Annotated in this window: 19 protein-coding genes; 13 read left to right on the plus strand and 6 right to left on the minus strand. The window is 68.2% G+C overall.

All coding sequences use genetic code 11. From position 1 onward, the window contains the following. The first annotated feature begins 29 nt into the window (after window positions 1–29). The 5 genes from kdpC to JHD77_RS11255 all read left to right on the plus strand — a co-directional run bounded on the left by kdpC (window position 30) and on the right by JHD77_RS11255 (window position 5,885). The gene (kdpC, locus tag JHD77_RS11235) at window positions 30–581 is read left to right on the plus strand and encodes a potassium-transporting ATPase subunit KdpC (protein WP_003120424.1); all 552 of its coding nucleotides are present in this window, start codon (window positions 30–32) and stop codon (window positions 579–581) included. Between the two features lie 107 nt (window positions 582–688). Continuing rightward, window positions 689–3,346: a sensor histidine kinase gene (locus tag JHD77_RS11240; RefSeq protein ID WP_003114597.1), complete on the plus strand. Its 2,658-nt coding sequence runs from the start codon at window positions 689–691 to the stop codon at window positions 3,344–3,346. Window positions 3,347–3,446: 100 nt separating this feature from the next. After that, window positions 3,447–4,139 carry a response regulator gene (locus JHD77_RS11245; protein WP_003114598.1) on the plus strand — a complete coding sequence of 231 codons (693 nt, stop codon included), beginning with the start codon at window positions 3,447–3,449 and terminating at the stop codon, window positions 4,137–4,139. Between the two features lie 121 nt (window positions 4,140–4,260). Then, window positions 4,261–5,169, plus strand: coding sequence for a glutaminase B (gene glsB / locus JHD77_RS11250; RefSeq protein ID WP_003087537.1), 909 nt, complete (start codon window positions 4,261–4,263; stop codon window positions 5,167–5,169). A 110-nt stretch (window positions 5,170–5,279) separates the two neighbouring features. Further along, the gene (locus JHD77_RS11255; protein WP_003097837.1) at window positions 5,280–5,885 is read left to right on the plus strand and encodes a DUF4893 domain-containing protein; all 606 of its coding nucleotides are present in this window, start codon (window positions 5,280–5,282) and stop codon (window positions 5,883–5,885) included. Window positions 5,886–5,888: 3 nt separating this feature from the next. On the opposite strand, the gene JHD77_RS11260 is transcribed toward JHD77_RS11255, so the two are convergent. Further along, window positions 5,889–6,926: a patatin-like phospholipase family protein gene (locus JHD77_RS11260; RefSeq protein WP_003087542.1), complete on the minus strand. Its 1,038-nt coding sequence runs from the start codon at window positions 6,924–6,926 to the stop codon at window positions 5,889–5,891. A 114-nt stretch (window positions 6,927–7,040) separates the two neighbouring features. Here JHD77_RS11260 and JHD77_RS11265 point away from each other — a divergent pair, with 114 nt between their 5' ends. The 3 genes from JHD77_RS11265 to mnmH all read left to right on the plus strand — a co-directional run bounded on the left by JHD77_RS11265 (window position 7,041) and on the right by mnmH (window position 9,546). Further along, on the plus strand, window positions 7,041–7,319 hold the full coding sequence (locus JHD77_RS11265) for a hypothetical protein (protein WP_003097836.1): 279 nt from the start codon (window positions 7,041–7,043) through the stop codon (window positions 7,317–7,319). Window positions 7,320–7,402: 83 nt separating this feature from the next. Further along, complete coding sequence (gene selD, locus JHD77_RS11270; RefSeq protein WP_003087546.1) at window positions 7,403–8,437, plus strand: selenide, water dikinase SelD; 1,035 nt, start codon at window positions 7,403–7,405, stop codon at window positions 8,435–8,437. After that, a complete protein-coding gene (gene mnmH, locus JHD77_RS11275) occupies window positions 8,437–9,546 on the plus strand; it encodes a tRNA 2-selenouridine(34) synthase MnmH (protein ID WP_031756908.1) in 1,110 nt (369 codons plus the stop codon). The genes selD and mnmH overlap by 1 nt, the downstream gene beginning before the upstream one ends. On the opposite strand, the gene JHD77_RS11280 is transcribed toward mnmH, so the two are convergent. Further along, window positions 9,525–9,872 carry a GFA family protein gene (locus JHD77_RS11280; protein ID WP_003114600.1) on the minus strand — a complete coding sequence of 116 codons (348 nt, stop codon included), beginning with the start codon at window positions 9,870–9,872 and terminating at the stop codon, window positions 9,525–9,527. The two genes, mnmH and JHD77_RS11280, sit on opposite strands and share 22 nt — an antisense overlap. 137 nt (window positions 9,873–10,009) lie before the next feature. Here JHD77_RS11280 and JHD77_RS11285 point away from each other — a divergent pair, with 137 nt between their 5' ends. Then, window positions 10,010–10,618 carry a flavin reductase family protein gene (locus JHD77_RS11285; protein ID WP_003097831.1) on the plus strand — a complete coding sequence of 203 codons (609 nt, stop codon included), beginning with the start codon at window positions 10,010–10,012 and terminating at the stop codon, window positions 10,616–10,618. Between the two features lie 6 nt (window positions 10,619–10,624). Here the strand turns inward: JHD77_RS11285 and JHD77_RS11290 are convergent, their stop codons facing one another. Further along, on the minus strand, window positions 10,625–11,032 hold the full coding sequence (locus JHD77_RS11290; RefSeq protein WP_003117744.1) for a DUF5086 domain-containing protein: 408 nt from the start codon (window positions 11,030–11,032) through the stop codon (window positions 10,625–10,627). A gap of 201 nt (window positions 11,033–11,233) precedes the next feature. On the opposite strand from JHD77_RS11290, the gene JHD77_RS11295 reads away from it, so the two are divergent. Beyond that, window positions 11,234–13,192, plus strand: a complete 1,959-nt coding sequence (locus JHD77_RS11295; protein ID WP_023081820.1) for a methyl-accepting chemotaxis protein — start codon at window positions 11,234–11,236, stop codon at window positions 13,190–13,192. Here JHD77_RS11295 and JHD77_RS11300 read toward each other — a convergent pair. Then, on the minus strand, window positions 13,173–14,894 hold the full coding sequence (locus JHD77_RS11300; RefSeq protein WP_003087559.1) for a SulP family inorganic anion transporter: 1,722 nt from the start codon (window positions 14,892–14,894) through the stop codon (window positions 13,173–13,175). The genes JHD77_RS11295 and JHD77_RS11300 overlap by 20 nt on opposite strands. Before the next feature lie 142 nt (window positions 14,895–15,036). After that, the gene (locus tag JHD77_RS11305) at window positions 15,037–16,041 is read right to left on the minus strand and encodes an NADP-dependent oxidoreductase (RefSeq protein ID WP_003097826.1); all 1,005 of its coding nucleotides are present in this window, start codon (window positions 16,039–16,041) and stop codon (window positions 15,037–15,039) included. A gap of 250 nt (window positions 16,042–16,291) precedes the next feature. Between JHD77_RS11305 and JHD77_RS11310 the strand changes: the two genes are divergently transcribed. Together JHD77_RS11310 and JHD77_RS11315 are read left to right on the plus strand one after the other, a co-directional pair. Next, window positions 16,292–17,053: an SDR family oxidoreductase gene (locus tag JHD77_RS11310; RefSeq protein ID WP_003087566.1), complete on the plus strand. Its 762-nt coding sequence runs from the start codon at window positions 16,292–16,294 to the stop codon at window positions 17,051–17,053. A 158-nt stretch (window positions 17,054–17,211) separates the two neighbouring features. After that, entirely contained in the window at window positions 17,212–18,105 is an 894-nt protein-coding gene (locus JHD77_RS11315; RefSeq protein ID WP_003117741.1) for a bile acid:sodium symporter family protein, read from the plus strand. A gap of 6 nt (window positions 18,106–18,111) precedes the next feature. On the opposite strand, the gene JHD77_RS11320 is transcribed toward JHD77_RS11315, so the two are convergent. Next, window positions 18,112–19,308, minus strand: a complete 1,197-nt coding sequence (locus tag JHD77_RS11320) for a benzoate/H(+) symporter BenE family transporter (protein ID WP_003087572.1) — start codon at window positions 19,306–19,308, stop codon at window positions 18,112–18,114. A 230-nt stretch (window positions 19,309–19,538) separates the two neighbouring features. Between JHD77_RS11320 and JHD77_RS11325 the strand changes: the two genes are divergently transcribed. Next, window positions 19,539–20,174: a hypothetical protein gene (locus tag JHD77_RS11325; protein ID WP_003097821.1), complete on the plus strand. Its 636-nt coding sequence runs from the start codon at window positions 19,539–19,541 to the stop codon at window positions 20,172–20,174. Window positions 20,175–20,196: the final 22 nt, after the last annotated feature.

The following is a 20,196-nucleotide window of genomic DNA, read 5'->3' on the forward strand; positions in this document are numbered from 1 at the left end:
GGGCCTGGGACTGAAGAGAGGATCTGCACATGTTCAAGCAACTCCGTCCGGCACTGGCGTCACTGCTGGTGCTGAGCATGGTCACCGGCGTGGCCTATCCGCTGCTGGTCACCGGTATCGCCCAACTGGCGTTCCCCGAGCAGGCCAATGGCAGCCTGCTGCGCGACGCCGAGGGCAAGGTGCTCGGCTCGCGGCTGATCGCGCAGAAGTTCGACGGCGAGGAGTGGTTCCATTCGCGGCCTTCGGCGGGCGACTACGCCACCGTTTCCAGTGCCGCGAGCAACCTGGCGCCGAGCAACCCGGCACTGGCCGAGCGCATCGCCAGGGACGCCGCCCAGGAGCGTATCGCCGACCAGGGGCCGGTGCCGCTGGCGCTGGTCACTACCTCCGGTAGCGGACTCGATCCGCAGCTGCCGCCGCAGGCCGCGCGTTACCAGGCGCTGCGGGTGGCCACGGCGCGCGGGCTGCCGCTGCGGCTGGTGGAAGACCTGGTGGAAAGCCACACCGAGCGGCCGCTGGTGGGGCCGGCGGTGGTCAACGTGCTGGCGCTGAACATGGCGCTGGCGGGGTTGAAGCGCTAGGTTTCCCCAGAGACCCACGCAAGGGCTTGCAATATCGCCGCATCGGCGGATGATCGCCGGCGATCGTCCGCCCTGCGCGGCGCAGAGCAACGGAGTACGACCGATCCATGACCGACACCGCACGCGCCGACGCGCTGCTGGCCGACCTGCCCGCTGACGGGCGCGGCCGCCTGAAAGTCTTTCTCGGCGCGGCGCCGGGGGTGGGCAAGACCTTCGCCATGCTGCAGGCCGCCCAGGCCCAGTTGCGCCAGGGCGTGAAACTGCGCGCCGGGGTGGTCGAGACCCACTCGCGGGCGGAAACCGAGTCCCTCCTCGCAGGCGTGCCGCAGCAGCCGCTGCGCAGCCTCGAGTATCGAGGGATGAAACTGCAGGAAATGGACCTCGACGGTCTCCTCGCCGACCCGCCGGCGCTGGCCCTGGTCGACGAACTGGCCCACAGCAACGTTCCCGGCAGCCGCCACGCCAAGCGCTGGCAGGACATCCAGGAGTTGCTGGCGGCGGGAATCGACGTCTACACAACGGTCAACGTCCAGCACCTGGAGAGCCTCAACGACCAGGTCCGCGACATCACCGGCGTGCAGGTCCGCGAGACGGTGCCGGACTGGGTGTTGCAGGAGGCCTACGAGATCGTCCTCATCGACCTGCCGCCGCGCGAGCTGCTGGAGCGCCTGCGCGAGGGCAAGGTCTACGTGCCGGAACAGGCGCGGGCGGCGATCGATGCGTTCTTCTCGCAGACCAACCTCACCGCGCTGCGTGAACTGGCGATGCAGACCGCCGCCGCGCGGGTCGACGCCGACCTCAACCACCGCTACCGCCAGCGCGGCGAGGAAGCGCCGGCGTTGCGCGGGCGGCTGCTGGTGGGCATCGACGGTGACGAACAGGCCGAACGCCTGGTGCGCCACGCCTGCCGGGTTGCCGAGCGTCGGCACCTGCCCTGGAGCGTGGTACACGTCGATACCGGCGGCTTGCGCGGCGAGCAGGCGCGGATGCGCCTGCAGGGTGCGCAGCAACTGGCCGAGCGGCTCGGCGGCGAGATCGTCGTGCTGCGCGCCGGCGAGGTGGCGCGGACCCTCCTGCAACATGCCCGCGAGCGCCGCGCCAGCCTGGTCCTGGTTGGCCAGTCGCGGCGCCGCTGGTACCGCCGGGCCTTCGGCGGTGGTCTCGCCGGGCGTCTGCTGCGCGACGGCCAGGGCCTGGAGATCAGTGCCCTGGACAGCGAGGCCGACCTGCGCCCGGCGGAACCGCGGCCACGCTATCCGGTGGTGTGGAACGACTATCTGCTGGCGCTGCTGGCGACCGCCCTGGCCAGCGGCCTGGCCTGGATCGTGGCGCACCTGCTGGAACTGCCGAACATCTCCCTGGTGTTCCTGATGGCGGTGCTGCTGGTGGCAGTGCGCAGCAGCCTGATGCCGGCACTGCTATGCGCGGTGGCGTCGTTCCTGGCCTATGACTTCCTGTTCATCCCGCCGCATTTTTCCTTCGCCATCCATCGCCACGAAGACCTGCTGAGCCTGGCGTTCTTCCTGTTCATGGCCGGCCTCACCGGCAACCTGGCGGCACGCCAGCGGCGCCAGCTGGAGGCGCTGCGCGATACCCAGGAGGAAACCAGCCTGCTGCTGGAGCTGTCGCGCAAGCTCACCGCCGCCACCGACCGCCAGGCGGTGCTGGCCGCCGCCGCCCAGCAGTTCGACGACTGGAAGGACGTCGAGGTCTGCCTGCTCGGTCAGGTCAATGGCGAGTGGAAGACCGAGGCCGGCGTGCAGCGGCAACTCGCCGACCAGGAACGGGTCGCCGCCGACTGGGCCTGGGCCCACGACCAGCCGGCCGGCCTCGGTACTGGCACGCTGCCCGGAGGACGCTGGTGGTGGTGGCCGCTGTCGGCGGAAGAGGGGCCGCTGGCACTGCTCGGCGTCGCGCCGCTGGACGGCCAGCCGCTGAGCCCGCAGCGCCGGCGCCTGCTCGCCGCCCTCGGCCAGCCCCTGGCCCAGGCCCTGGCGCGGGCTCGCCTGGCCGAGGACCTGGAGGCCGCGCGCCTGCACGGCGAAACCGAGCAACTGCGCAGCGCCTTGCTCGCCTCGGTGTCCCACGACCTGCGCACGCCGCTGACGGCCATGCGCGGTTCCATCGACAGCCTGCTGGCGCTGGGCGAGGCGATCCCGCCGGCGGATCGTCGCGAACTGCTGGAAAGCACCCGCGACGAGGCCGAGCGACTGGACCGCTATATCCAGAACCTGCTCGACATGACCCGTCTCGGCCACGGTGGCCTGAAGCTGGCGCGCGACTGGGTGGCGCCGGGCGACATCGTCGGCAGCGCGCTGAACCGCCTGCGCGCGGTGCTGGCGCCGTACCGGGTGCAGGCGATCGTGGCCAACGACCTGCCGTTGCTCTACGTGCATGCGGCGCTGATCGAGCAGGCGCTGATCAACGTGCTGGAAAATGCCGCGCGCTTCTCGCCGAACCACGGCCGGTTGCGCATCGAGGTCAGCCAGGATGCCGCCGAGCTGCGTTTCGCGGTGAGCGACGAGGGGCCGGGGATTCCCGAGGCCGAGCGGGAGAAGATCTTCGACATGTTCTACACCGCTGCCCGTGGCGACCGCGGTGGCCAGGGCACCGGCCTGGGCCTGGCGATCTGCCAGGGCATGATCGGCGCCCACGGCGGGCGCATCAGCGTCGGCGAAGGCCTCGACGGTCGCGGCACCACGCTGGTCCTGCACCTGCCGCTGCATCCGCAGCCGGACCTCGGGCAACTGGAGGGCGACGAATGAGCCCGGCGCACTTGCCTGGCGCCCGCGCTCGCGCTATTCCTGCCGGTTCCGCGACGCCGCTGCTGGCCTGTCGCCGTGTTCACCTGCCGTGCCGAGTGCCATGACCCAATTGCAGAACAGCATCCTGCTGATCGACGACGAACCGCAGATCCGCAAGTTCCTCCGTATCAGCCTCAATGCCCAGGGCTACCGGGTGCTCGAGGCCGGCACCGGCGAAGAGGGGCTGGCCCAGGCCGCGCTGAACCGACCGGACCTGGTGGTGCTCGACCTCGGCCTGCCGGACCGCGACGGCCAGGACATCCTTCGCGACCTGCGCGAATGGTCGCAGGTGCCGGTGCTGGTGCTGTCGGTGCGCGCCAGCGAGGGCGAGAAGGTACTGGCCCTGGACGGCGGCGCCAACGACTACGTGACCAAGCCGTTCGGCATCCAGGAGTTCCTCGCCCGCGTGCGCGTCCTGCTGCGCCAGGCGGCGCAGGGCGAAAGCCCGGAGGCGTCGGTGGCGGTCGGCCCGTTGCAGGTGGACTTCGCCTATCGCCGAGTCACCCTGGAGGGTGCGGAAGTGGCGCTGACGCGCAAGGAGTATGCGGTGCTCGCCGCGCTGGCACGCCATCTCGGACGGGTAGTGACCCAGCAGCAACTGCTCAAGGATATCTGGGGTCCGACCCATGTCGAAGACACCCATTACCTGCGGGTCGTGGTCGGCCACCTGCGGCAGAAACTCGGCGACGATCCGGCCAGCCCGCGCTTCCTGGTGACCGAGGCGGGTGTCGGTTATCGCCTGCGCGACAGCTGACGCGCAGCGCAATTCTGCGCGAGGGGCATGCCTCCCGTGCGTTCATCGCCTATGATGCCGCGCATTCGCGCTGGCCCGGATGCGCCCGGGTCGGTGCCCCGGTGTCACGACGAAGGTCATCATGCAGCAACTGTTGAACGAGATTCTCGATGAAGTCCGCCCGCTGATCGGGCGCGGCAAGGTCGCCGACTACATCCCCGCGCTCGCCGGCGTCGAGCCGAACCAGCTGGGGATCGCCGTGTACAGCCGCGACGGCGAGCTGTTCCATGCCGGCGACGCCCTGCGGCCGTTTTCCATCCAGAGCATTTCCAAGGTGTTCAGCCTGGTCCAGGCGATCCAGCATTCCGGCGAGGACATCTGGCAACGCCTTGGCCACGAGCCCTCCGGCCAGCCTTTCAACTCCCTGGTGCAGCTGGAGTTCGAGCGCGGCAAGCCGCGCAACCCGTTCATCAATGCCGGCGCCCTGGTGATCTGCGACATCAACCAGTCGCGTTTCGCCGCGCCGGCGCAATCGATGCGCGATTTCGTCCGGCGCCTGTGCGGCAACCCGGAAGTGGTGTCGGACTCGGTGGTGGCGCGTTCCGAGTACCAGCACCGCTCGCGCAACGCGGCGGCGGCCTACCTGATGAAATCGTTCGGTAACTTCCACAACGACGTCGAGGCGGTGCTGCTCAGCTATTTCCATCATTGCGCGCTGCGCATGAGCTGCGTCGACCTGGCGCGGGCGTTCTGCTTCCTCGCCGACAAGGGCTTCTGCAAGCACAGCGGCGAGCAGGTACTCAACGAGCGGCAGACCAAGCAGGTCAACGCGATCATGGCCACCAGCGGGCTCTACGACGAGGCCGGCAACTTTGCCTATCGGGTCGGCCTGCCGGGCAAGAGCGGTGTCGGCGGCGGCATCATCGCGGTAGTGCCGGGGCGCTTCACGGTCTGTGTCTGGTCGCCGGAACTGAACGCCGCGGGCAATTCGCTGGCGGGTATCGCCGCGCTGGAGAAACTCAGCGAGCGGATCGGCTGGTCGATCTTCTGAAACCGCCGCCCGTCGTGGCGGCGCTCGAATTCCCGGCGCCGCTGCGCTATGTTCTGCGGCTACCGCTTGCCGGCGCCGGATGCGCCGGTCCACTCGCCAGGAAGGTCGCCATGTCCCGTCCGATCCCCGTTTCCCGTGTCTTCGCCTGCCTCACCGTTCTCGCCGCCTGCGCGCATGCCGGCGCCGCCGAACCGGACTGGCGTGGCTACACCAGCGAACAGCAGCAGCGCAGCGTGCTGGCCGTCGAGCAGGACGCCGAGGCCATCAACAAGCGCTACTACGACAGTGCCTTCGAGGAATTCCTGCCGGAACTGGAGCAACTGGAACTCAGCCTGGCGCAGCCCGTCGTCGCCGTCGACGAGAAAGGCCTGCTGGGCGACTGGAAGTGCCGCTCGACCCAGGCCGACCAGTACGGCATCTATCGCTATCCGAACTTCCAGTGCCGCATCCGGCGTACCGACCGCGGCCTGTTCCTGGAGAAGACCAGCGGTTCGCAGCGGGTCAGCGGCTACCTGTTCCGCGAAGGCACGCAGCGCTACGTGTTCCTCGGCGGCGCCACGGTCAACGACGAGCCCCAGGTGGCCTTCAGTGGCCTGGCCCACGGCGCGCCGGCTGAGTCCGACGTGGTCGCGCTGCTGCGCCCGCACGCCGGTGGCTTCCTCCTGCTGTTCCCGGAACGGCGCGGCGGCTACGAGGTCCTCGAGTTCAGCCGCTGAGGCTCAGGCGTTGTCTTCCTCGTAGCGGTCCAGGGTGTCGCTGGCGATCTGCCGGCCGAGGGCGATCAGTTCCGGCGCCTTGTAGAACTCGAAGAAGCGGCAGACCCGCTTCGGCACGTTGATCAGGATGTCCGGCGGGTAGCCGGCGATCTTGTACTGCGCCAGCGAGGTCTGCATCACCTCGAAGCTCTGGTTGACCAGTTCCAGCAGCGATGCCGGACCGCTGCTTTCCACCACCGTGGTGCCGCTGGCCGACTTCGGCGAGTCCTTGCCTTGCGGCGCCGCGGCCGGCTGTTGCAGTTGCGGCTCGGCGGGCTCCTCGGATTCCGCCGGAACCGGATGGAGCAGGGCGTCGGCGCTCAGCTCCGGCGGGGTATTGTCGTCGCCGTGGCGGCGGAAGAATGAGAGTTTGTGGCCGAGGCTCTCGATCATGCTGTCGAAGCGCCCCTTGAGCGCGGCCGGACGCTCGATCACCGGCAGGTGGTACTGCTTCTGGTTGGTGGCGTTGAGATTGACCGCGATGATCAGGTCGCTGTGGGCCGACACCACCGGCACGATCGGCAACGGGTTGAGCAGGCCGCCGTCGACCAGCATGCGGCTGCCCTGCATGACCGGTGTGAACAGGCTGGGGATTGCCGCCGAGGCGCGCATGGCCTGGTGCAGGCAGCCTTCCTGGAACCAGATTTCCTGCTGGTTGGTGAGGTCGGTGGCAACCGCCGTGTAGGGAATCGACAGGTCCTCGATGTTTACCTCGCCGAGGATCTCGTGGATCTTGCCGAACACCCGCTCGCCGCGGATCGCGCCGAGGCGGAAGCTGACGTCGAGCAGGCGCAGCACGTCGAGGTAATCCAGGCTTTCCACCCACTCGCGGTACTCGCGCAGCTTGCCGGCGGCGTAGATGCCGCCGATCACCGAGCCCATGGAACAACCGGCGATGCAGGTGATCTCATAGCCGCGTGCCTCGAGTTCCTCGATCACGCCGATGTGCGCGTAGCCGCGCGCACCGCCGGAGCCCAATACCAGGGCGACCTGTTTGCTCATCTGCAACCCCTTGCCAATACTGCGTGACGAAGCGAAAACGATACGCGTGTCGCCCGGCCGCCGCCAAGTGCGTCGCGGCGATGCGCGGCCCTTTCCCTGTCCGGAGATCGTTCGATGAAAACCTGGATCGTTCTGCCCGTCCTTGCCCTGACCCTGGCCGGCTGCGCCGGCAAGACCGCCTACCGGGAGAACTGCGCCGACCAGCTGGACGCGGCCTGGAAGGAACTCGACCTGGCCAAGGCCGAAGGCTTCGCCGGCACCGTCAGCTACTCGAAGGCCCTGACCCTGCTCACCGGGGCCAAGACCCAGCAGCAGTTCGAGGCCTACGAGGGCTGCACCAGCAAGGCCGAGAAGGCGCGCTTCTATATCCGCGAGTCGCGCGCCGGGCGCTGAGCCGGGCGCGGCGATCGGTCCTCTGGCGGCGGCGCCGGCTTTGCTAGAATGGGCACTTTTCCGACATCCACGGGAGTACACCGATGAGCGAGGCGATCCGCCTGACCCAGTACAGCCACGGCGCCGGCTGCGGCTGCAAGATTTCGCCCAAGGTACTGGAGGTGATCCTCGCCGGCAGCGGCGCGCAGAACCTCGATCCGAAGCTCTGGGTCGGCAACGCCTCGCGCGACGACGCGGCTGTCTACGCCCTCGACGAGGAGCGCGGGGTGGTCTCCACCACCGATTTCTTCATGCCGATCGTCGACGACCCCTTCGATTTCGGCCGTATCGCCGCGACCAACGCCATCAGCGATATCTACGCCATGGGCGGCGACCCGCTGATGGCCATCGCCATCCTCGGCTGGCCGGTCAACGTGCTGGCCGCGGAAGTCGCCCGCGAGGTGATCGCCGGCGGCCGCAAGGTCTGCGAGGAAGCCGGCATCCCGCTGGCCGGCGGACACTCCATCGACGCCCCCGAGCCGATCTTCGGCCTGGCCGTGACCGGCGTGGTGGAGAAGCGCTTCATGAAACGCAACGACACCGCCGAGGCCGGCTGCAGGCTGTACCTGACCAAGCCGCTGGGCATCGGCATCCTCACCACTGCCGAGAAGAAGGCCAGGCTGCGCGCCGAGGACGTCGGCGTGGCGCGTGACTGGATGTGCACCCTGAACAGGCCCGGCGCGCGCTTCGGCCGGTTGGCGGGGGTCAAGGCGATGACCGACGTCACCGGTTTCGGCCTGCTCGGCCACCTGGTGGAAATGGCCGACGGCAGCAAGCTCACCGCACGCGTGGAGTACGCCGCGGTACCGCGCCTGGCCAGTGCCGAATATTACCTGGAGCAGGGCTGCGTGCCTGGCGGCACCCTGCGCAACTTCGACAGCTATGGCGAGCGCATCGCGCCACTGCCGGAAGTGCAGAAGCTGTTGCTTTGCGATCCGCAGACCAGCGGCGGCCTGCTGGTGGCGGTGGCTCCGGAAGGCGAGGCGGAGTTCCTCGCCGTGGCGGCGGAACTCGGCCTGCAACTGGCGCCGATCGGCGAGCTGGTCGAGCGACAGAGTCTCGCGGTACAGGTGCTGTAATGCGCGACAACACCCAGCACTACCGCGAACTGTTTCTCGACGATATCCCCCTGATGGATGTGCGCGCCCCGGTGGAGTACCACAAGGGCGCCTTTCCCAACACTGTCAACCGGCCGCTGATGAACGACATCGAGCGGCAGAAGGTCGGCACCAGCTACAAGCAGCACGGCCAGCAGGCCGCCATCGCCCTTGGCCACGAACTGGTCTGCGGGGCGCTCAAGGCCGAACGGCTGGCGGCCTGGAAAGCCTTCGCCGAAGCCAACCCGAACGGCTACCTGTATTGCTTCCGCGGCGGCCTGCGCTCGCAGATCGTCCAGCAGTGGCTGAAGCAGGACGCCGGCATCGACTACCCACGGGTGATCGGCGGCTACAAGGCGTTGCGCAACTTCCTTTTCGAAACCACCCGCGCGGCGATCGACGAGTGCGATTTCGTGCTGGTCGGCGGCCTTACTGGTTGCGGCAAGACCGAGGTGATCGCGGCGCTGGACAACAGCCTCGATCTCGAAGGCCACGCCAACCATCGCGGCTCCAGCTTTGGCCGGCGAGCCACGCCGCAGCCGGCGCAGATAGACTTCGAGAACCGCCTGGCCATCGACATCCTGAAGAAGCGTCATCGTGGCGTCGGCCAGTTCGTCCTCGAGGACGAGGGGCGGATCGTCGGCAGCTGCTCCTTGCCGCTGGAGCTGTACCAGGGTATGCAGGGCTACCCGCTGGTCTGGCTGGAGGATGCCTTCGAGCAGCGTGTCGAGCGTATCCTCAGGGACTACGTGATCGATCTGCGCAGCGAGTTCGAGCGCGTGGTGGGCGTGGAGGAGGGCTTCGCCGCCTTCTCCGCCTACCTGCAGAAGAGCCTCGCCGGCATCGTCAAGCGCCTCGGCGGCGAGCGCTACCAGCGGCTGGCGGCGATCCTCGTGCAGGCGCTGGAAGAGCAGCGCCGCGACGGCTCGGTGGATACCCATCGCGGCTGGATCGAGGGGCTGCTCAAGGAGTACTACGACCCGATGTACGCCTTCCAGCGGCAGAGCAAGGAAGACCGCGTCGAGTTCCGCGGCAACCAGGCCGAGGTGATCGGCTACCTGCGCCAGCGTCAGGCGTTGCGGCCATCGTAGTGCTGTACCGGGAGCGCGTTGGCGTCGATGTCCTCCAGGCAGCGCGCGTTGACCGCGGCCATCGCCTGGCCGTCCGGACCTATGCCTTCGCTGAACGGCGCGCAGCCGCAGGTGGGGCAGAAGTGATGCTGCAGGCGGTGGGTGTTGAAGGTGTAGGTGTGCATCGCGCTGGCCGGCGTCTTCAGCGCCAGACGGTCGCGCGGGACGAACCACAGCAGCCAGCCGCGCCGGCTGCACAGTGAACAGTTGCACTGGATCACCTGGTCGAGGTCGCCTTCGACTTCGTAGGCGATGGTTCCGCAGTGGCAGCTTCCTCGATAGTTCATGGCAGGGCTCCTGGGTGAGGGTAGGGCAAGTCTAGCCGCTGCCTCCAGGTGGCGCAGGGCTGCGGCGCAGACGGTCGCGAGAGCTGCGGGGCTGCGGCATAATCGGCGTCCCCTCCGTCGATTTCCGCGAGACCGCCATGCAACTGGACTTCACCACCATCGCTCCCGCCGAGGCCTATCGCTGGTTGGCTTCCACCGTCACCCCGCGACCGATTGCCTGGGTCTCGACCCTGTCCGCCGAGGGCGCCAGCAACCTGGCCCCGTTCAGCTTCTTCCAGGTGATCAGCGACGAGCCGCCGACCCTGATGGTCAACGTCAGCCTGCGCGACGACGGCAGCCTCAAGGACACCCTGCGCAACGTCCAGGCCACCGGGCAGTTGGTGATCCACCTGGTCGGCGCCGCCCAGGCCGAAACCATGAACGCCACCTCCGCCTGGCTGCCCCATGGTGTGAGCGAGATCGAGACGGTCGGCATCCCTACCGTGTCCAGCGTACGCGTGGCGCCGCCGCGGATCGCCGCGGCGGCGGTGGCCTTCGAGTGCGAGGTGGCGGAGATCAAGCCGTATCCGGCGGAGAACCCCAATTGCCACCTGATCTTCGCCCGCGTGCTGCTGGCCCATGTCGACGATGCCGTGCTGGCCGACGAGCGCCATGTGGATAGCGCCCGGCTCGACCTGGTCGGTCGCCTGGGCGGCAGCCACTACAGCCATACCCGCGACACGTTCAGCATGATCCGGCCCAGGTAGCCGGGCTCAGTCCGGCGCCCGCAGGCACTCGTCGACCGTGCGCCGGCACACCGGCGCCTGGCCCGCGGCCTGGCGTTCCTGCCACTGGCGATAGGCGAACTGGTAGCTTTCCGGATACACCCCGCCGCGCTTCAGCGGCGCCACGATACTCGCGCGCAGCGCCTGTTCGGTCAGCGCCAGGTGCGCGGCCAGGCGCTGGAACTGCCAGGGCTGCTGGCCCTGGCGGCGCTCCAGGACCTCGACGTGGTACAGGCCGTCGGCCGCCGCGCTCGACAGGTTGTGCACGATCAGCCAGCGCGACAGGCCCGGCGCCGCCGGCAACGACCAGAGCGGCTGCTCGATCGGGCCGCTCCAGTCGGCCAGGGTGGGGGCGCACAGACTCAGCGACAGCAACAGCGGCAATACGGGACGCATGGCAAGCTCCTTTTTCCATGGGGCGCCCAGTATGGCTCCGCGCTCGACCGACGTCAGCCCGGATATCCTGGAAACGACCTGCGCATATCTCTCCTGGCCATTATCGTGCCACTACCTTGCCCGGCCGCTCAGGTTCGGCGAAAAACGCGCGACACAGCGGGAAATGCGCACGCAGACGGCGCGTCACGGGGGAGGGGAGTCATGCTGGGGTTGCTGCGCAGGCGTCTGGCCGATCTCGGCACGGCGAAGAAACTGGCCATCGGTTTTACCCTGGTCCTGCTATTGACCGCGCTGGTGGCCGCGCTCGCGGTGCTCTCGCTGCATGCGCTGGGGCAGCGCTTCGCGCGCCTGCAGGAGATGAGCGCGATCAATCGCGACGTGCTGGAGGTTCGCCAGGCCGAGAAGGACTTTGCCCTGCACGGGGAAAAGAGCGACGCCGAGCGCTTGCGCCAGCGCCTGGCCGCGACCCTTGAACGGGTGGGCCGGCTCAAGGCCGACGGCGACGCCGATCAGGCGCTTGGCATGGCCGAGGTGGAGCAGGTGCTGGCGGCATACCTAGAAGCGTTCGGCCGCTTCGAGCAGTCCATCCAGGGACGCCAATTGGCTTGGGAAAGCGCCAGTTGGTCGCTGAACGGCGCCGCCAACAGCCTCGATATCCTCCAGTCCAGCCTGGCCGAGGATGGCGCCTATGCGCTGAAGGAGAGCCAGGGGCACGACGGCGAGCCGCTGTTGCAGCAGGCGGCCCAGGTCGCCCAGGTCAATCGCCTGGTCCTTCAGGGGCTGGACGAGGCCCGCTCGCGTCTCGAAGCGCGCGCCGCGGATGCGCAGGAGGGGCCGCCGAAATCGCTGCGCGAGGCGCTGGAGCTGGCAGCCCGGCTGGAGCAGGCGATCACCGACGATGCCTACGTGTCGGTGGTCAAGGACGTGCTGACCAATATCCGCGGTTTCGCCGACAAGCTCGCCGAGTACCGCGCCAGTCAGCTCCAGGAGCGGCAGATGTACGCCGCCATGGGCGAGCGCGCCGGGCAGGTGATGGCGCGTGTCGACCGTAGCTGGGAGGCGCAGCAGCAGGCCATGCTCCACAGCCTGCGGACAAACTCCCTGCTGATCGTCGGCGCCGCCGTGCTGGCGCTGCTGGTGGGCCTGGGCGCGGCCTTCGGCATCAGCCTGCTGATCGTCCGTCCGCTGCGCCAGGCGATGGGTGTGGCGCAGCGGATCGCCGAAGGCGACCTTGCGGTACGGGTCGACAGCGAGCGGCGCGACGAGGTTGGCCAACTGATGGCCGCGATGCGCGCCATGACCGGCAGCCTGCGCGGTATCGTCAGCCAGTTGCAGGACGGCGTCGGGCGGATTGCCGGCGCTTCCGAGGCGCTGTCCGGCGTTACCACGCGCACCCGCCTGGGAATCGACAGCCAGCGGGCGGAAACCGAACAGGTGGCCACGGCGATGAACCAGATGGCCGCCACCGTCCACGAAGTGGCGCACAACGCCGAGGAAGCCGCGGGGTCGGCGGAAAGCGCCGACGGCAAGGTCAGCGTCGGCCAGGAGGTGGTACGCCAGACCCTGGATCGGATCGAGCGACTGGCCGAGGCGGTGCGCGCGGCCACCGCCAGCGTCGAGGCGCTGAGCGCCGACAGCCAGCGCATCGGCAGCGTGCTGGACGTGATCAAGAGCGTGGCCGAGCAGACCAACCTGCTGGCGCTGAACGCCGCCATCGAGGCGGCGCGGGCCGGCGACCAGGGTCGAGGCTTCGCCGTGGTCGCCGACGAGGTGCGGGCGCTGGCGCGGCGCACCCAACAGTCCACGGCCGAGATCGAGACCCTGATCGGTGCCTTGCAGAATGGCACGCAGCAGGCGGTGCAGCGTATGCAGCGCAGCCACCAGTTGGTGGACCAGAGCGTCGACGACGCGTTGCAGACCGAGGCGGCGCTGGGCAACATCGCTACGGCGGTGGCGCTGATCCAGCAGATGAACCAGCAGATCGCCGCGGCCTCCGAGCAGCAGAGCGCGGTCGCCGAGGAGATCAACCGCAGCGTCACGGCGATCCGCGAGGTGGCCGATCAGTCGGCCCAGGCCATGCAGTCGACGGCTTCGTCCAGCGAACAACTGGCGGAGCTGGGGCGCGAACTACAGGGCATGGTCAGGCATTTCCGCTTGTAGCCGCGGCCTGGGCGGCGAGTCTTTCCTGCTGGCGCAGCCAGTAGCGATAAGCACTGACCCCCGAGCGCACCGAGCTGAACACCAGCGGCGGCTTGATCTCGCCGAGCATGCTCGAGCGTTGCAGCAGGTCCAGCGTCTGCCCGGTCACCCGCGCCAGCGACAGGTGCACGCCCTGGGCCTTGAGGATCTGTTGCACCTCGTGGAGGGTGGCCAGGCCGCTGATGTCGAGGTTGGTCATGGCTTCGGCGTTGAGCAGCACCGCATTCGGCCGCTCGCTGCCGTCCACCACGGCAAGCACCCGCTGCTTGAAGTAGTCGGCGTTGAAGAACAGCAGGGGGGCGTCGAAGCGGTAGATCACCAGGCCGGGAAGAGTGGTGGCCTGCGGGTACTTGGCCAGCTCGACCTGGCCGTCGATGCCGTGCATCCAGCCGAGCACCGCGTCGCTCGGGCGATAGGTGTAGTAGAGCAGGCGCAGTACGGCGATGCTGACGGCGACGAAGATTCCCGGCAGCACGCCGACGCTGAGCACGCCGACGGTGGTCAGCAGGCAGAGGCTGAACTCGAAGCGGCTGAGCTTCCAGAAGCCTTTCAGCGCCTGCACGTCGATCAGGCCCCAGCCGGCCAGCAACAGGACCGCGCCGAGCGCCGGCATCGGCACCCAGCCCAGGGGCTTGTTCAGCAGCAACAGGGTGGCGGCGATCACCAGCGCGGCGACCACGCCGACCAGTTGGGTCTTGCCGCCGACCATGTCGTTCACCGCGGTGCGTGAGTCGGCGCCGCTGATGGCGAAGCCCTGGGAGACCCCGGCGCCGATGTTGGCCAGGCCGAGGGCGACGAATTCGTGGTTGGCGTTGATGCTGTAGCCGTGGCGGGCGGCGAAGCTGCGCGCGGTGAGCATGGCGCTGCAGAAGCTGACCACGGTAATGCCGGTGGCGTCGCGCAGCAGGCTTTTCAGTTCCTCCAGGCTGGTCTGCGGCCAGCTCAGTTGCGGCAGCCCGGCCGGTACCTCGCCAAGCAGTTCCACGCCGTAGCGATCCAGGCCCAGCAGTGCCGCGGCGAGGCTGGCCAGGAGGACGCCGCAGAGCGCCCCGGGCAACTGCGGGAAGCGCCGCGGCAGCAGCACCATCAGCAAGAGCGAGAGGCTGCCGAGGATCAGCGTCGGCCAATGGATGTGCAGCAGGTTCTCCAGCAGCGCGAGGATGCCGGCGACGAAGCCGCTGGTCGCCGCCTCGTAGCCGAACAGCTTGCCCAGTTGCCCGACCAGCAGGCTCAGGCCGATGCCGTTGAGGTAGCCGACCAGGATCGGTCGCGAGAGGAAGCTGGCGATGAACCCGGCGCGGGCCAGGCCGGCGACGATGGAGAACAGCCCGACCATGATCGCGACGATCATCGACAGGTCCACCAGGCGCTGCGGATCGCCCGCCGCCAGCGGGGTGATGGCGGCGGCGACCATCGCCGCGGTCGCCGCGTCGGGGCCTACCATCAACTGCCGCGAGCTGCCGATCAGGGCGTAGATCAGCATCGGCAGGATGCACGCATAGAGGCCTACCTGGGGCGGGAAGCCGGCGATCTGGGCGTAGGCGATGGCGGTGGGGATCTGGATCGCCGCTACCGACAGCCCGGCCTGGACATCCGGACGGAACCAGGCGCGGCGGTAGTGGAGCAGGCTATCGAGTCCGGGTACCCAGCGGGCGAGTGGCATGCGGCTGATTCCTTGCAGGCGCGGATGCCGCAGCTTAGCCCGAAGGACAGGCGGCAGGATTGCCGGGAATCATTATTTCTTCAGTGCACACGCTCTTCGAGGCGAGGCGCTATCCGCCGCTTCTTCGCGCCGGCGGCGGACCTCAGACCTTCAACACCAACTTGCCGAAGTTTTCCCCGCTGAACAGCTTGAGCAGCGTTTCGGGGAAGGTCTCCAGGCCTTCGACGATGTCCTCGCGCGATTGCAGCTTGCCTTCCGCCAGCCAGGTGGCCATCTCCTTCAGGCCTTCTGGGAAGCGCTGGGCATAGTCCATCACCACCATGCCTTCCATGCGCGCCCGATTGACCAGCAGCGACAGGTAGTTGGCCGGGCCGCGCACCGCTTCCTTGTTGTTGTACTGGCTGATCGCCCCGCAGAGGACGATGCGTGCCTTGAAGGCGATACGGGTGAGCACTGTGTCGAGGATTTCGCCGCCGACGTTGTCGAAGAACACATCGATACCCTTCGGGCATTCGCGCTTGAGTCCGGCGGCGAGGTCTTCGTTCTTGTAGTCGATGGCGCCGTCGAAGCCCAGTTCTTCGACCAGGAAGCGACATTTCTCGGCGCCGCCGGCGATGCCCACCACCCGGCAGCCCTTGAGCCTGGCGATCTGCCCGGCAACGCTGCCCACCGCACCGGCGGCGCCGGAGATCACCACGGTCTCGCCGTTCTTCGGCTGGCCGACGTCGAGCAACGCGAAGTAGGCGGTCATGCCGGTCATGCCCAGCGCCGAGAGATAGCGTGGCAGCGGCGCGCGGGACGGGTCGACCTTGTAGAAACCCTTGGGCTCGCCGATGAAATAGTCCTGCACGCCGAGGGCGCCGTTAACGTAGTCGCCGGCCTGGAAGCCGGGGTGCTTCGAAACCAGCACCTTGCCGACGCCGAGCGCGCGCATCACCTCGCCGATCCCCACCGGCGGGATGTAGGAGCGGGCGTCGTTCATCCAGCCGCGCATCGCCGGGTCCAGCGACAGGTACTCGTTCTTCACCAGGATCTGGCCCTCGGCCGGTTCGCCGAGCGGGGTCTCGACGAAACTGAAGGTGTCGCGGCCGGGCAGCCCGCTGGGACGCTGGGCCAACTGGTATTGCCGATTGATCTGGGAGGTCATGGCAGGGCACTCGAATGTCGGGAAACAGGCCCCTAGGGATAGCCGGCGCCGGCGCCGGCGGCAAGCGAAGGCGAGTGCGGAAATGACCGGTCATCTATGTCGATGATTCGCCGCCATCAGTCTTATCAGCGGGCTGGATGGCCCATCCTCCAGTCCCCTGATAGTGCTATGCCTTGCGCCGGCCCTGGCTAGACTGGCGCGGCCCGGTTCCGTCGCGGTTGGCGGAAGGCGATTTTCCGAGGAGCAGCAGATGAGCAAACTTCTTTCCGGCCAGGTCGCACTGGTCACTGGCGGTGCGGCGGGCATCGGCCGCGCTACCGCGCTGGCCTTCGCCGCCGCCGGGGTCAAGGTGGTGGTCGCCGATCTGGACAGCGCCGGCGGCGAGGGCACGGTCGAAGCGATCCGCCAGGCAGGTGGCGAAGCCCTCTTCATTCGCTGCGACGTCACCCGCGACGCCGAGGTCAAGGCGCTGGTAGAGGGTTGCGCGGCGGCCTACGGCCGTCTCGACTACGCCTTCAACAACGCCGGTATCGAGATCGAGCAGGGCAAGCTGGCCGACGGCAACGAAGCCGAGTTCGACGCCATCATGGCTGTCAACGTGAAGGGCGTCTGGTTGTGCATGAAGCACCAGATCCCGCTGATGCTGGCCCAGGGCGGTGGCGCGATCGTCAACACCGCCTCGGTCGCCGGGCTCGGCGCGGCGCCGAAGATGAGCATCTACGCTGCTTCCAAGCACGCGGTGATCGGCCTGACCAAATCGGCGGCGATCGAGTACGCGAAGAAGGGCATCCGCGTCAACGCCGTGTGTCCGGCGGTGATCGACACCGACATGTTCCGCCGCGCCTACGAGGCCGATCCGCGCAAGGCCGAGTTCGCCGCCGCGATGCATCCGCTGGGTCGGGTCGGGCGGGTCGAAGAAATCGCCGCCGCGGTGCTCTATCTGTGCAGCGACAACGCAGGCTTCACCACCGGTATCGCCTTGCCGGTGGACGGCGGGGCGACGGCGATCTGAGCGGGCGGCGATACAACCGGGATGCCCCGGCGCGGGGCATTCGCATTCTGTTACAGGTCGGCGCGCGGTTTGGCGCGCCAGGCCACTGCCGGGGGACTAACCTGGGTCGAGAATTCGGGGCCTGAGCCCGTCTCCATCGCATCGGAGCAATAACAATAATGACCGCCGATCCCATCCTGACCCTGTTCCTCCCCATCGCCCTGGGCATCATCATGCTCGGTCTCGGACTGTCCCTGACCCCGGCCGACTTCCTCCGCGTGGTGCGCTACCCGAAGCCGGTGCTGGTCGGCCTGGTGTGCCAGATCGTCCTGCTGCCCCTGGCCTGTTTCCTGATCGTCCAGGGCTTCGCCCTGGAGGCGGCCCTGGCGGTCGGCATGATGTTGCTGGCGGCCTCGCCCGGCGGCACCACCGCCAACCTCTACAGCCACCTGGCGCATGGCGACGTGGCACTGAACATCACCCTGACCGCGGTGAACTCGGTGATCGCCATCCTCACCATGCCGCTGATCGTCAATCTGTCGCTGCAATACTTCATGGGCGACGGGCAGGCGATTCCCTTGCAGTTCGGCAAGGTCGTGCAGGTCTTCGTCATCGTCCTCGGCCCGGTGGCCATCGGCATGCTGGTGCGCAACCGCCTGCCGGCCGTGGCGGATCGCCTGCAGAAGCCGGTGAAGATCCTTTCCGCGCTGCTGTTGCTGGTGATCATCCTGCTGGCGCTGGCCAAGGACTGGCAGACCTTCGTCACCTACGCGCCGGTGGTCGGGCTGGCCGCGCTGGCCTTCAACCTGCTGAGCCTGGCGGTGGGCTACTGGGTGCCGCGCCTGCTGCGCCTGCCGAAGGCCCAGGCGGTGGCCATCGGCATGGAGATCGGCATCCACAACGGTACCCTGGCGATCGCCCTGGCGCTGAGTCCGAGCCTGCTGAACAACAGCACCATGGCGATTCCGCCGGCGATCTACGGAGTGCTGATGTTCTTCACCGCGGCGGCCTTCGGCTGGTGGGTCAGCCGTGGCCACCAGGCCGCGCCGGCGCCCGTGACGGCGCCGGACTGAGGTCGGTCAGCCGCGCCGCCAGTTGAGCACGAACTGAGTCAGCAGGCCGGCCACCAGGCCCCAGAACGCCGAGCCGATGGACAGCAGGGTGAAGCCGGAGGCGGTGACCATGAAGGTCACCAGCGCGGCCTCGCGCTGGCGCTCGTCGGCCATCGAGTTGGCCAGGCCGTTCATGATCGAGCCGAGCAGTGCGATGGCGGCGATGGACAGTACCAGTGCCTTGGGGAACGCCGCGAACAACGCTGCCAGGGTGGCGCCGAAGGTTCCTGCGACGCAGTTGAAGAAGCCGCACCAGAGCGCCGCGGTATAGCGCTTGTGCGGGTCCTCGTGGGCCGAGGGTCCGGTGCAGATCGCCGCGCTGATCGCCGCCAGGTTGATCCCGTGGGAGCCGAACGGTGCCAGCAGGATCGAGGCGATGCCGGTACTCGAGATCAGCGGCGAGGCTGGCACCTGGTAGCCGTCGGCGCGCAGCACGGCGATGCCGGGCATGTTCTGCGAAGCCATGGCGACGATGAACAGCGGGATGCCGATGCTGATGGTGGCGGCCAGGGAGAAGCTCGGCGTGGTCCACTCCGGTACCGCCAGTTCCAGGCGGAACCTGCTGAAGTCCAGTTGGCCCAGTATCCCGGCCAGCAGCACCCCCACCAGTAGCGCAGCGAACACCGCATAGCGCGGCGAGAAGCGTTTGCACAGCAGATAGCTGAAGAACATCGCCAGCACCAGCAGGGTCTGTTGCTCGGCGGCGTTGCAGATCTCGATGCCGATGCGGAACAGCACCCCGGCCAGCAGCGCCGAGGCCAGCGAGGAGGGAACCTGGCGCATCAGGCGTTCGAAGCTGCCGGTGACGCCGCACAGGGTGATCAGGAGGGCGCAGACGATGAAGGCGCCGATCGCCTCGCTGTACGGCACTCCGGGCAGGCTGCTGATCAGCAGCGCCGCGCCGGGGGTGGACCAGGCGATCACGATCGGCACCCGGTAGCGCAGGGTCAGGCCGATGGTCGCCAGGCCCATGCCGATCGACAGGGCCCAGATCCACGAGGAAATCTGCGCGCTGCTGAGACCGGCGTTCTGCCCGGCCTGGAACATCAGTACCAGCGAGCTGGTGTAGCCGGTGAGCATGGCGACGAAGCCGGCCACCACGGCGGCGGGAGAGGAGTCGGCGAACGGACGCAGACGAGGCTGGGGCTGGGTGGTTTCGGTCATGCCGGGTACTTCCATGGAGTGTGCGGGACGACCGGGCACGGCGGTGGGCGGAGCCACGGGGCAGGTTGCGCGAGGCGCGGAGTGCCGATCATCTTTTTCTGTTTTGCGCAGCCTAAACAGCCGGCCAGGGGCTGTCCCGGTACAGCCGCGGACATAGTTGGCCATACAGTCGCAGCTGCCGGAAGCTGGCGGAGCTGGTAACTTCCCGGCATTTGCCGAGGAGCTTCGCCATGGATGCAAACCCCTACGCCACGCCGCGTGTCGAATTGGTCGAGCAGGGCATACCGGATGCTTTCCGCCGGCGCTGGACGCCCGCGCAACTGCGCATCCTCGCCTGGCTCTGCCTGGCCTCGATAGCCGGCGGCGTGGTGCTGATGGTGCTCAGCCTGCTGGAGGCATTCGGCGACGGCGCCGCGTTCAGGGTCTACGCCGACTGGCTGGGCCTGCTCCTCAGCCTGCTCGGCGCCTACCTGCTGCTGCGGCTCAAGCACCTGGTCGAGTCGCGCTTTCGCGGCCCCTCGCTGGCCTGGCCGGTATGGTTGTCGATTCTCCTGACCCTGCTGGGCGAGGGCTGGAGCCTGCTGGCGGTTACCGACGATGCGCTGCAGGGCTGGAACTGGCAGGCGCTGGTGTACTTCGCGCTGCTTGCGCTGATCGGCGCTACCACCCTCTGGCTGGGCCTGCGTCTGCTCAAGCAGGAAAACCTCTATCCGTCGCTGCGGATCATGGCCTGGCTGGACATCGCCGGCGGCGCGATGCTGGCTTCGGTGCTGTTGCTGGTGCTGGCGGTACTGCCGCTGCTGGCAGCCACCGTGGCCATGGCGCTGGCCTGCTGGCGCGCGGCGCGGGAGTTGGAGCGGAGCTAGCGGGCAGCCGGTCGGCTTGTCG

Source organism: Pseudomonas sp. P20 (assembly GCF_016463925.1).
GTDB classification, from domain to species: domain Bacteria; phylum Pseudomonadota; class Gammaproteobacteria; order Pseudomonadales; family Pseudomonadaceae; genus Pseudomonas; species Pseudomonas aeruginosa.

Bases quoted from the DNA above. Each gene is read 5' to 3' on its own strand.
- kdpC (WP_003120424.1), top strand. From the start codon at position 30: ATGTTCAAGCAACTCCGTCCGGCACTGGCGTCACTGCTGGTGCTGAGC.
- JHD77_RS11240 (WP_003114597.1), top strand. From the start codon at position 689: ATGACCGACACCGCACGCGCCGACGCGCTGCTGGCCGACCTGCCCGCT.
- JHD77_RS11245 (WP_003114598.1), top strand. From the start codon at position 3,447: ATGACCCAATTGCAGAACAGCATCCTGCTGATCGACGACGAACCGCAG.
- glsB (WP_003087537.1), top strand. From the start codon at position 4,261: ATGCAGCAACTGTTGAACGAGATTCTCGATGAAGTCCGCCCGCTGATC.
- JHD77_RS11255 (WP_003097837.1), top strand. From the start codon at position 5,280: ATGTCCCGTCCGATCCCCGTTTCCCGTGTCTTCGCCTGCCTCACCGTT.
- JHD77_RS11260 (WP_003087542.1), bottom strand. From the start codon at position 6,926: ATGAGCAAACAGGTCGCCCTGGTATTGGGCTCCGGCGGTGCGCGCGGC.
- JHD77_RS11265 (WP_003097836.1), top strand. From the start codon at position 7,041: ATGAAAACCTGGATCGTTCTGCCCGTCCTTGCCCTGACCCTGGCCGGC.
- selD (WP_003087546.1), top strand. From the start codon at position 7,403: ATGAGCGAGGCGATCCGCCTGACCCAGTACAGCCACGGCGCCGGCTGC.
- mnmH (WP_031756908.1), top strand. From the start codon at position 8,437: ATGCGCGACAACACCCAGCACTACCGCGAACTGTTTCTCGACGATATC.
- JHD77_RS11280 (WP_003114600.1), bottom strand. From the start codon at position 9,872: ATGAACTATCGAGGAAGCTGCCACTGCGGAACCATCGCCTACGAAGTC.
- JHD77_RS11285 (WP_003097831.1), top strand. From the start codon at position 10,010: ATGCAACTGGACTTCACCACCATCGCTCCCGCCGAGGCCTATCGCTGG.
- JHD77_RS11290 (WP_003117744.1), bottom strand. From the start codon at position 11,032: ATGCGTCCCGTATTGCCGCTGTTGCTGTCGCTGAGTCTGTGCGCCCCC.
- JHD77_RS11295 (WP_023081820.1), top strand. From the start codon at position 11,234: ATGCTGGGGTTGCTGCGCAGGCGTCTGGCCGATCTCGGCACGGCGAAG.
- JHD77_RS11300 (WP_003087559.1), bottom strand. From the start codon at position 14,894: ATGCCACTCGCCCGCTGGGTACCCGGACTCGATAGCCTGCTCCACTAC.
- JHD77_RS11305 (WP_003097826.1), bottom strand. From the start codon at position 16,041: ATGACCTCCCAGATCAATCGGCAATACCAGTTGGCCCAGCGTCCCAGC.
- JHD77_RS11310 (WP_003087566.1), top strand. From the start codon at position 16,292: ATGAGCAAACTTCTTTCCGGCCAGGTCGCACTGGTCACTGGCGGTGCG.
- JHD77_RS11315 (WP_003117741.1), top strand. From the start codon at position 17,212: ATGACCGCCGATCCCATCCTGACCCTGTTCCTCCCCATCGCCCTGGGC.
- JHD77_RS11320 (WP_003087572.1), bottom strand. From the start codon at position 19,308: ATGACCGAAACCACCCAGCCCCAGCCTCGTCTGCGTCCGTTCGCCGAC.
- JHD77_RS11325 (WP_003097821.1), top strand. From the start codon at position 19,539: ATGGATGCAAACCCCTACGCCACGCCGCGTGTCGAATTGGTCGAGCAG.